Annotated in this window: 11 protein-coding genes and 1 rRNA gene; 5 read left to right on the top strand and 7 right to left on the bottom strand. The window is 55.6% G+C overall.

What is annotated here, in order from left to right:
• A 16S ribosomal RNA gene (locus tag V7665_RS11895) occupies positions 1–67 on the bottom strand; the annotation flags it as partial.
• Between the two features lie 495 nt (positions 68–562).
• Here V7665_RS11895 and V7665_RS11900 point away from each other — a divergent pair.
• A complete protein-coding gene (locus V7665_RS11900) occupies positions 563–2,074 on the top strand; it encodes a lipopolysaccharide biosynthesis protein (protein WP_335664755.1) in 1,512 nt (503 codons plus the stop codon).
• Positions 2,075–2,243: 169 nt separating this feature from the next.
• Positions 2,244–3,014 (top strand): sugar phosphate isomerase/epimerase family protein, encoded by a 771-nt coding sequence (locus tag V7665_RS11905; RefSeq protein WP_335664756.1) that lies wholly within the window; start codon positions 2,244–2,246, stop codon positions 3,012–3,014.
• A gap of 9 nt (positions 3,015–3,023) precedes the next feature.
• Here V7665_RS11905 and V7665_RS11910 read toward each other — a convergent pair whose 3' ends face one another.
• A complete protein-coding gene (locus V7665_RS11910) occupies positions 3,024–3,452 on the bottom strand; it encodes a CBS domain-containing protein (protein WP_335664764.1) in 429 nt (142 codons plus the stop codon).
• Positions 3,453–3,572: 120 nt separating this feature from the next.
• Between V7665_RS11910 and V7665_RS11915 the strand changes: the two genes are divergently transcribed.
• Both V7665_RS11915 and V7665_RS11920 read left to right on the top strand, forming a co-directional pair.
• The gene (locus tag V7665_RS11915) at positions 3,573–3,872 is read left to right on the top strand and encodes a hypothetical protein (protein ID WP_335664757.1); all 300 of its coding nucleotides are present in this window, start codon (positions 3,573–3,575) and stop codon (positions 3,870–3,872) included.
• Complete coding sequence (locus V7665_RS11920; RefSeq protein ID WP_335664758.1) at positions 3,865–4,281, top strand: acyl-CoA thioesterase; 417 nt, start codon at positions 3,865–3,867, stop codon at positions 4,279–4,281. The genes V7665_RS11915 and V7665_RS11920 overlap by 8 nt, the downstream gene beginning before the upstream one ends.
• Position 4,282: 1 nt before the next feature.
• Here the strand turns inward: V7665_RS11920 and V7665_RS11925 are convergent, their stop codons facing one another.
• From V7665_RS11925 to V7665_RS11935, 3 genes are all read right to left on the bottom strand, one after another.
• Positions 4,283–5,782, bottom strand: a complete 1,500-nt coding sequence (locus V7665_RS11925) for a DUF4139 domain-containing protein (RefSeq protein WP_335664759.1) — start codon at positions 5,780–5,782, stop codon at positions 4,283–4,285.
• Between the two features lie 87 nt (positions 5,783–5,869).
• The gene (locus tag V7665_RS11930; protein ID WP_335664760.1) at positions 5,870–7,249 is read right to left on the bottom strand and encodes a DUF4139 domain-containing protein; all 1,380 of its coding nucleotides are present in this window, start codon (positions 7,247–7,249) and stop codon (positions 5,870–5,872) included.
• 61 nt (positions 7,250–7,310) lie between these two features.
• Positions 7,311–8,879 (bottom strand): DUF389 domain-containing protein, encoded by a 1,569-nt coding sequence (locus V7665_RS11935; protein WP_335664761.1) that lies wholly within the window; start codon positions 8,877–8,879, stop codon positions 7,311–7,313.
• Between the two features lie 160 nt (positions 8,880–9,039).
• Between V7665_RS11935 and V7665_RS11940 the strand changes: the two genes are divergently transcribed.
• Positions 9,040–9,678 carry a TetR/AcrR family transcriptional regulator gene (locus V7665_RS11940; RefSeq protein ID WP_335664762.1) on the top strand — a complete coding sequence of 213 codons (639 nt, stop codon included), beginning with the start codon at positions 9,040–9,042 and terminating at the stop codon, positions 9,676–9,678.
• On the opposite strand, the gene V7665_RS11945 is transcribed toward V7665_RS11940, so the two are convergent.
• Together V7665_RS11945 and V7665_RS11950 are read right to left on the bottom strand one after the other, a co-directional pair.
• On the bottom strand, positions 9,675–10,205 hold the full coding sequence (locus tag V7665_RS11945; RefSeq protein ID WP_335664763.1) for a VOC family protein: 531 nt from the start codon (positions 10,203–10,205) through the stop codon (positions 9,675–9,677). The two genes, V7665_RS11940 and V7665_RS11945, sit on opposite strands and share 4 nt — an antisense overlap.
• The coding region (locus V7665_RS11950) for a carboxymuconolactone decarboxylase family protein (RefSeq protein ID WP_442955223.1) at positions 10,202–10,584 on the bottom strand (383 nt) is incomplete at its 5' end. The genes V7665_RS11950 and V7665_RS11945, both read right to left, overlap by 4 nt.

Below are 10,584 nucleotides of genomic sequence, written 5' to 3' on the forward strand. Positions count from 1 at the left end.
GTTCGACTTGCATGTGTTAAGCATGCCGCCAGCGTTCGTTCTGAGCCAGGATCAAACTCTCAAGTTTGATGTACAATTCCAGCGACACAGACCGAAGTCTGCCCTTCGCCAAAACTGATTCATTTCAAGGAGCCGTTCCTGCACAAATCATTTTTACGTATATGGATACATATAAAGGACATGTTCGGTAACATGACAAAGCCTAAGCTCTCTCACGAAACCTATGGAACGACTTAACTTACCAGAGCACCGGAACCTTGAAGTTCCCGGGTCTGGGGCCGCCGCCCACATGTCCCTTCATCTATAATTACAATGTCAAAGAGCCCACCAAAATGCGCAGACAACGATTTTTCCCGCTATTGCTACCGGGGAGAACCGTTGTTACAAATTTTGACGACCAACACCGTGGGGCCCATGTGAGCCGCGTCGTGCTGATGGAACGTCCTCTAGATGGATGACCCGATTTGGTCAACAAAGTTTTTTACTTTTGTTTCAAAAATATTCGTAATTGGCCGGTATGACGGCGTTTCCAGCGATATAAAGGCATCAAGACCCCTGCAATATGTTGAATGAACCCACCCCTTTGGCTGACGACAGCAATTTTGGAAACCGCGTAAGAAGCGCAGTTTTCTGGCGTTCAGGCACCCAGATATTATCCCAGATCATTGCCTGGGGCGCGACGCTGGCCGTAATCCGTATCCTCAATCCGGAAGACTATGGCATCTTCGCGATGACCCAGGTCGTTCTGGTTTTTCTGAGTTTCATGAATGGCTATGGCCTGGTCAGCTCGATCATTCAGGCCGAGAAAGTCGAGCCGATCCGGATTCGCCAGGCCTTTGGCATGCTGTTGCTGCTGAACGGCGGCATTGCGATCCTGCAATTGATTCTGGCATCCTTTGCCGCGGAATATTATCGGCAACCGATCGTGGCTGATCTGTTGCGGGTGCAGGCGCTTATCTTTCTCGCGACTCCGTTCATGGCTTTGCCCGAAGCGTTGCTGACGCGCGACCTGGAGTTCAAGAAGCCGGCAATCATCAATCTTATCTCCGCGGTGGTGGGCGCGGCCACAGCCCTGTATTTTGCCTATAATGATTATGGCGTGTGGACATTGGTCTATGCGCCGCTGGCGATATTCTGGAGTCGAGCGATCTGCCTCGTCATCGCGGTCAAATTCTACATATTACCCTCATTCAATTTCAAAGGTGCCGGCGCCATGTTCGGGTTCGGCGCGACCTTGCTGGCCAGCCACCTGTTCTGGACCATCCAGAGCCAGTCCGACATATTCATTGCCGGCCGCTATCTCGAACCGCATGAACTCGGTCTCTATGCAGAGGCGCTATTCCTGACGACGATTTTTGCCGCGAAATTCGTTCCGCCACTGAACGAGATCGCCTTCCCTGCCTATTCGCGCCTGCAATCGGACCCGAGCGCTATGGCCTGGTCCTTTCTCAAGGCGATTCGGCTGATCATGCTGATCTCCTGCCCACTATATTTCGGTCTGGCGGTCACCGCTTATCCGGTGGTCGAAACAGTATTCGGCACCAAGTGGCTCGAAATGTCGCCCTTTGTTGCCATTCTGGCCCTGGCGATGCCGATGATGACCTTGCAGATATTGTTCACCCCTGCGAATAACGCGCTCGGCCGCCCGCAAATTACCGCCCGAACCAATATGTTCGGCGCGATCCTGATGCCGATCACCTTTTTGGTCGGCATCCAATATGGTGTTTACGGCCTTGCCTGGAGCTGGGTTATCGCCTTCCCGCTGCTTACCATCTTCACCTTTTCCCAATCGAACCGCCATATCGGCGTCACTGCGTGGGAGATTGGCAAAGCCGTATGGCCGGGCCTTTCCGCTTCTCTCGTGATGGCAGCCATTGTCTATATGGTCGATGAATTGCTACCCGAGATGATCGTCTATGCACGCCTGGCGCTATTGGTCGCAACCGGAGGAGCCGCCTATGTCGGATTGCTCTATATTCTGGCCAGGCCGACTTTGGTGGAGATGATCCGGCTGATTGTCCGGCGCAAGCCACCAGAACCAGGCCCTGCACAGCTTGGAACAGAGACTATATAGGCCACATTCCCGATATTTCGCCGGACAATGGCTCGGGCCGCTGGCCATCAGTCGATGATCAACATGGCTCCGTAGCGATATCCCCCTGATTAAAATGCCCATTGTCGAAGCGCGATGAACAGCCCAGTTTCGTGCGATGGCTCATATCCTATCACTCGCGGCGGGCACATTGCCCGAATTCCAACCAGAAGAAGTGGCGCAGGCTGCCGGGCAAGCCGGGTATAGCCATGTCGGCTTCACGATCGAACCGGAAAAATGGAACCGGCAAGCCAGGCGCGCAACCCTCGATGCGATCCGGGCGCATGCGCTGTCGGTGCTGGATGTCGAAGTCGTGTGGATCGCAGAAGGCGGCAAGCTGACCGATGACCACAAATGCATCATCGACGCCGGACTGGAACTGGGCGCTGCCAATGTGCTGGTGGTCAGTTCGGAACCGGATCATGGCCGGACAGCCGACGCCTTGCACCAATTATGCCTGTGGGCGGCTCCCGGCAACATGCGGGTCGCGCTCGAGTTTCTGATGATCACCGCGGTGCAGTCGATGGATGACGCGCTCGCCATCATCGGGAAAGCCGACCATCCGGCCGCAGCACTGCTGGTCGACACGCTCCACTTCCAGCGCGCCGGGCATCGACCGGAAGAACTGGAAAAGATGGAAGCATGTTTGTTGCCCTATACCCAGATCTGCGATGGCAATCCGGGCTGCGACCCAAGTTTTGAAGCGTATCTGGAGGATGCCATCGATTTGCGCAGCTGTCCGGGTGAAGGAGCGCTGCCGGTGGCCGCTATTATAGAGGCGCTACCCAAAGACATAGCGCTCAGTCTCGAAATCCGTTCCAAAGCCTATCGCGATCAATTTCCCGATCCGGCAGAGCGCGCGGCTGCGGTGCGAAAAGCGAGCCTTGCCTATCTGCAGCAGAACGGTATTGCGGTTCGCTAGGGTCAGGACCTAGGCCGACTGAATATAGTCGCGCATCGCCGCCGCTTCGCTTTCGATCTTGTCGATCCGATATTTGACCAGATCGCCGATCGAGACAAAGCCGACCAGCTTGCCATCCTCGACGACCGGCAGGTGACGAATCCGTCTTCTGGTCATCAGCGACAGCGCTCCCATGACACTCTTGCTGCGCTCGACCGATATCACATCCGCTGTCATCACGTCGCGCACCACGTGGTCCATCGCGGCATGGCCATATTTTCGCAGGCAATGAAGCACATCGCGTTCAGAGAATATCCCAACAACCGTTTCTCCATCCAGCACTGGCAGCGCACCGATTCGCTTTTCTGCCAATATTTCAACCGCCTGTGAAACCGACATATCTGCAGTGCAGCTATATATTTCGTCGCTACGGCCCTGCAAAATCGAATGAATGGTCATCATACCTCTCCTCGGCTCTGATTCTGTTTATTGCATGTCTATAACATATTTTTGAAAGTCATTGGACTTGATGGTAACAGGATTCCCGTCCAATGCACTGAAAACCAACGGAGTGCCCCTTTGCCCCAGCCTTCCCGCCTTGATGATCCGCTTTATGCCAGCATCGCCTGGGCGCGCTATTGGCGATTGATGCGCGGCATGGCGATGTTTACGCTGGTTTGCGTCACTGTCTCCTTGAGCATTCTTTTTTACCTGCATGGCTGGTTGTCGATTCACATGTACATCGCAACCGCCGGCGGCGTGGCCTTCGCATTGATGTTGATGGCGGCATTGATGGGCCTGGTATTCCTGTCGAGCGGTTCCGGCCATGACGAATCGATCGATGATCCGGTTTCAAGGAGTGTCTATCCCGATGAGTAGCGATGATCTGCCGGAACTGGCGAATATGCAGCCGGTATTGCGGGTTGCGCCGCAACCTCGAGATCTGAACAATAATGGCCATATATTTGGCGGCTGGGTGCTGTCACAAATGGATATCGCCGGCGGCATCATGGCGGCAAGAGTGGCGCGCGGATCAACCGCGACGGTGGCCATCGAAGCCATGGAGTTTATCGCACCGATCCTGTCTCGCGACCTGATCTCGGTTTATGCGCGGGTGGAACGGATCGGACGGACCTCGATCGCGATACGGCTGAATGTGATCGCATCGCGCAATCTCGATGAAGAGCAGGTGCCGGTAACCAGCGGCCTGTTCACTTTTGTGGCGCTGGATGAAAATCATCATCCAAGAGCAATTCCGGAAGAATCCAAGAAAAAATATCTGGCTTGAGTCAGTTTTCTGAGCGTTGGACTGCGTAGCTCAGGGTTTGTTCACTGCCCGCCGGGACATTGACGCGCCAAAGCGGCATGCCATTTTTGCGAGATAGGCGACTGCTCGTCTTGGCCAGTTTTTGATCATCATCAACAGCAATGGAAATTTCAACCGCAGCCGACTGATCAGACGCGTTGGTTATCTTGAGCCGGAAGCGACGAGCGCTTCGATTATTGCGGTCTTCAATATCGACTTGCTCAACTTCGTAACGGACCAGCGGGCTTTCACTGATTGTGATTTCAGCTTCCTCGCCAATAGCCTTGTCATCTATGCTGCCTTCGCCGACCAGAAGTCTGGCGCCCTGGACAGTTTTAAAAGCAACCAGATTGCCGGCGGGGAGCGGCAATCCCAGCTGGTTGCGTTCTTCGTTCTTGAACCGGATCATAGTCTCCAGCGGCCTGCTTTCAGCAGCTCTATCTGCCCGCATTTTGGCCGGATAGACTTGCTCAAAAGCCACAGCTTCTTTCTCAAACATTGCGACCTGTTTCTGACTTTGCGATGCGAATGTGACGGGGATCGGAATGCGATATAGTTTCAAATCCCCCAGATCTTCCTGCACAGCAGTCATCATGCTGCCGGCATCCATCACGATTTCATCGGATTGCTTCGCCATCACCATCATCGGAACGGGCATGGCTTTATCCATATATCGTGATTCGCTCCGCGCGCGGTCAAAAAGCTGCACCGCAACATCACTGGTCGTGCCCTGTGGCCAGCAGCGCAGGGAAATTGCTCCTCCGGCGATGGCATCATCAAGGTCGTCATCTTCTCTGTTCGGACGTCCCGCCACAGTTTGAGTCCGGGCATCGACGAAGGATGTTTCGTCGCCATTGGCCAATGTAACCCAGGAAAACAGGTTCATGGTCCGACCATCATCAGCGATGTCGGCGACATAATTGGCCTGCCAGTCAAAGCCGCTCGCGAGATAGGAAAGGGTCACGGTCGCGGACGTGGCTTTCGCCACCCTGCTTTTCACCGACAACGTCGGCTTCGCTGACAGTCCTTCGGGAATGGAGGGATAGACAATCATTTCATTCAAACCGGTACATTGCAGGGCTTCAAATCCCTCCGCTGATTGCACCACGATGCCGCCACTGGCATCCGTGCGAACTTGCGCTTCATATTCGCGGGTTTTGCCGGTCGCGGCACTGGTCCGGCGGATCGTTACCCCGCGTCCCAGATAAGCATTGAGCAGCGCCGACGGCGACAGCAGCGCCGCGTCGCGATTTTTCTCGATCACCCCGTCGGGCAATCCCGTGACAATAGCGGATTGCGGGATGATCCCTCCCGCAACGCCTTCAAAACGCAAATCAACTTCGCCAGCAGGAAGCGTCACGGTGCGTTGCTCGGTGATCAGGGCATAACCACCGAGATAATTCAGGTTCATGCCATCATCGGCCGCGCGATCGGGGTTGCGGTAAACCGTGACAGATACCGAAGAGGGAGCTTCCGATGTCACTACATGCCGCGCGACGTCGGATTGGGCATTCGCCGGAACAGGCCCCAACATGCACAGGGCCGCAAATAATGCCCGCCGCATCACGGTCTAGAACCGGGTCTCGAACACCGCGGTCACCGTCTCGCGGCCATTGGCGGGAACCGGTACTTTCCAGATCACGCTATCGGAAGAGCGACGCGAGCTTTTCATGCTCTCATCGACGATTCTTGTGTCGTCCCAATAGAAATCCAATCCGTTCTGGATCAGCGAGACGGTCACAGCGCCGGGGCGTGCATTGCTGAGTTCATAGGTCATGCTGGTACGCCATTTGTTCGGCGACAAACGCCGCCGCTCCGATACCGTTGCCTTGACCTTCACATCAAAGGCCTCGCCCGTTTTCAGTCCGAATTCCGATCCCATCGGCGTGTGGCCAATGCCATTTTCACCGATAAATTGCGGCTGGCCCGAGACATCCTTCATATAGACCCGGACGGTTCCGGCTGGCAGCGCGTCACCCAGACCGCCATCGCTGGACGAGCTGAATTCCAGCACCGTAGCCGCGCTTTGCGGTTCATTTTGCGAGCCCAGCCACGGATTGGCATATTCATAGGTTTTCTGCGCCGGCGCACCGGTCACGTCAAGAAAACTGACTTGCTTGGTCTGGGCATTGGCGATGGTCGTGCGCGCCGCCAACGGATAAAGATAGAAATCACCCAGCGATTCCCGGTCGGCCGTTTCAATCCCGGCACTGCGAATATTGCTCCGCGATGGGTAGTTGCTTCCACCATTGATATTGGGCGTTCCGGCAACCAGCAAAGTTTTGGCATTATCGAAGGTCGTGCCGGTATTATTTGTCAGTGTCACCCAGCCCTGGACGTCCATCTTTCCTGCCTTCTCGTCGAACAAGGCGACATAGTCGGCCTTCCAGCCCATGCCCGATGTCAGATAGCTGAGCTGCGCCGGCCGTGTGCCAGCCCGCGAACTGTTCAACGTCACCGACAAGGTCGGTCTGGCCCGCAAATTATTTGGGACTTTGTCAAATATCACCCGCGTCGGCAGGCCGTCATCGCGAAGCACCTCGATCCGGCTGCCAATTTGCAGCACAACGCCGCCATTGGCGGCCAGCACCTTGGCACGTTCCCGGGTTTCCGCTCCGGTTGCCGGATTGACCCGCACAATCGTTACCGTTTCGCCAACCGCCTTTTCCATCAGCTTGGACGGAGACAGCAAATCATAGTCGAAATTTTGCTCGATGATCCCGGTATTGGCAGCGCTGAAACCGACGGTCTCTGCGCGGATCTGCCCCGAGACGCCGGGAAAGTCCTGAACGGATCGGCCAGCCGGAATATTCAGCTGCCGGACATCCTGCACCAGCGCCAGATTGTCATTGTAAATGGTAACCGAGACATCGCCCTGCCCCGCAGATTGGCTGATCGCAGGGGAAGCCACTGTCGCCAGCAATAATCCAGTAAAAGCAAAAACCCGCATATTCTCTCTCCCCTATCGAAACTCGACGCTAACGCATTGCAAATGAACCTGAGCTAAATATCTATTGCTGCAAGTTCGAGCCTTCGAGCGGTGCCAGCCAGCGCAATTTTACTCCGGCGCCCGGAATGACCGCATCAGATTCCTGAGCGACGGTGATATTCTTGGCTTTCAAAGCGTCCCTTGCCACGGACCTGTCCGGGATGGCCCCGGTCATGCCCAATGGCAAGCCTATCCGGTCGGAGGCCCAGACTATCAAATCCAGATTGCGGCTCGACGCTGGCGCCACCGCACCATCGGTGATGATCAAATCCGGCAAGGCGATGGCCGGTGGCTGCAATTTTATCGTCCAGTTTTTCGCTCCGGCGGCAACCCGCTGTTCGAGCGCATAATAGGATGCCAGCGACGCACCGGGGAGCGGTTTTGCATTGACCATCGCACGCCGCTTGCTCGTATCCAGCGTCACATCATCCACCGAAACCCCGGCGATCAAGGCGAGGTTTTCCCGCAGCCGGGTAACCTGGATTTCCGCTTGCTGGGCCTGCTCCTGCATTTTCGCGGCGGCCAGTTCGGCTGAATTTGCATCTTCTCCCGTTTCCACCTTGAACTGTTCGACGTTCACGGCGATCGGTTGTCCCAAGGTTCTGCTCAAGACTCTTGAGCTTTGTTCAGCCACCCCTGCGAGTATCCTGGGCGTGAATACCGTCGCATTGACCACGATTGGGTCTGCGTCGAAATCTATCTCTATCTGCGACACGCTGGCACGTTTGCCAAATTGATCCTTGATATAGCCATTGGCTGACCGCGAGACATTGGCTTCCCAGGCTATTTGTCGCAGGGAAAGACCGAGCGGGATGGCAAGCGCAATGAAAACCACCACCATCGCGGCAATTTGAAACTGCGATTGTCGTTCGGACAGGTAAGAGCGAAAACCATAGAGCCAGGCCATAGCGGTCGCAGTCAGTGCGATCGTCATCAGGTTGGTGAAAAACAGCAGCAGCGAGCCGCCAAATACAGCCCAGTTAAAGGTCGCCAGTCCAAATCCGACAACGGCAAGCGGCGGCATCAGGGCGGTGGCGATAGCGACACCAACAATGGTTCCCATCCGTCCGCGGATCATCGCATAGGCCCCCGCCATGGCAGAGAAAAGCGCAACCAACAGATCAAAAAGATTCGGCCGGGTGCGCGCTGCAATTTCGGCGGTGACGGTTTGCAGAGGGGACATGGTCACCACCAATCCGGCAAACAGGATCGAGATTATCGTTCCCAGGACGATCGCCTTTCCGCTCTCTTTCAACCAGGCAGAATCACCGACGGCAAGAGCAAAGCCCGCTCCGATTATTGGCCCCATCAATGGTGAAAGCAGCATTGCGCCAATAACGACAGCTGGAGATGACAGGAGTAAACCCAGGATTGCGATACCGGCCGACATCGACGTCATGAATGCAAAATGGGGGGTAAAGCCGCTATCTTCCCGCACTTTGTCGATGACCGCCTGCTGATCAACACCTCCGCGCACCGAGACCCGCCACCAGCGACGAAACAGGCGAATGCTGCCGGCAACTGGCGCGAGTGGGCCGGATGGCCGTTTTGACTTTTCCGGACTCGCCATATTCGCCTGATCATCTGTCATAACAGTGCTTTAGCGTCTCGGAACAATTGCGAATAGTGAAACATTACCTGCCGCGTAATTGAATAATGAAGGCTTTTGTCTTTTATCATGAAACCGTATCACCTATATAGGTCACAACGGCTATTCTGCCGCACTCAGGAGCCTTTGCAGGAGCCAGTCTATGCCCCGTCCCGAAACCGACATCGCAGCCACGCGATCCAGAATCATCACTGCCGCCGACCATATGATCCAGGAAAAAGGTGCGATCAGCTTCACGATGACCGATCTCGCGACGGCAGTCGGCATGTCGCCATCGAACCTCTATCGCTTTTTTGAGAGCAAGGACGCGCTGGCCGAGGCCATGGCGGGAGAATGGTTTGCGGAGCTGGAAGTCATCATGGAGGAGCTGGTTTCGGCGGACATGCCGGTCGAAGAGAAGCTCTATCAGTTTTTTGCCAGCCGTCTGGTGGTCAAGCGGGCGCGTTTTGAAGATGATCCAGGGCTGTTTGAATCCTATATGGAATTGGGCGACGAGCATTTTGAGGTGATCAAGGGCTATGTCGATCTGGCCGATCATTACATGGCGTCGATCCTCGCCGAGGCGATGGAAAAAGGCTATTTCAAGGGGCTGGAGCTCGATACCATCGTGTCGCTGGTCAACACCATGATGCAGCCATTTTGCAATCCCAAGCTGATGATGCAGATGATGCATCTGGCCACCGAAGAGCGGCTGAGGATCGTGATCAGCACCATCCTGAACGGCTTGCGGGCCCAGGCTGAACAGCCGACCGCCATGCGCGAATTCCATATTGCCCGCTAGCCGTCGGCGGCGAGCCACTGTTTCATCATCGCGGGCGGCGGAGAGGGATGCATTTCCGTTTCCTCCAGCGCGGCCAGCGCGCGTTTGCGATCCGTATCGGTAAAACTGCCGGTCGTCAGACAAAATTCGACCGCGTTGCCATTGGGATCACGCGTATAGATTGAATGGCACCAATTGTGGTCAATTTCGAGCACGTCGAGTCCCGCCGCGTTCCATTTTTCTCGCCAGACAATCAGTTGCTCAGCCGTATCGACGCTAAAGCTATAGTGGTTGGTGCCCTGCGGGGTTCCGGCCGCTTCATTGAGGTCGAAAGAATATCCGTCTTCTCCGGGCGTATCCATCAACTCCCAGAAAGCGATAAAGCGGCTGTCATCGCCATCCATCCGGTAGAAAAAATGTTTCCCCCAGCCACCGCCCATGACCGGTGCGATCTCCACCTTGACCAGTTCAAAGCCCATGATGCCTTCGTAAAAGGCGTGGATCGCTTTCATGTCCTTCGCCGCGAGGGCGAGATGGTGGTAGCTCATTTGTTCGCATCCTTTCTCTTGTCGACCATGCCCATGACGTCGGCCGTGGCGCCATCGGGAGCGGGCACTTCGACGACGCGGTCGGGCACATCATCAAATTCCAGTTTGAGCGCCCGGCTCATCACCGCGTGCATCATATAGGTGCAGGTGATATAGGTCAGTTCGAGTATCTCGACTTCTCCGAGATGCTTTTTTAACGCCGCAAAGACACCGTCGGGCACCCTGCCCCGTTCCAGCACAAGACAATCGGTATAAGCCAGAACGGTCCGTTCGACTTCGCTGAAGCAATCGGCGGTGGACCAACTGGGGATCGCCGCGACCTGCTCGTCCGAATAACCTTCGAAGCGCATCGCCTTGCTATGCTGGGAATAGACAAATT

It is taken from the genome of Parasphingorhabdus sp., from assembly GCF_036964675.1.
Lineage (GTDB): Bacteria > Pseudomonadota > Alphaproteobacteria > Sphingomonadales > Sphingomonadaceae > Parasphingorhabdus.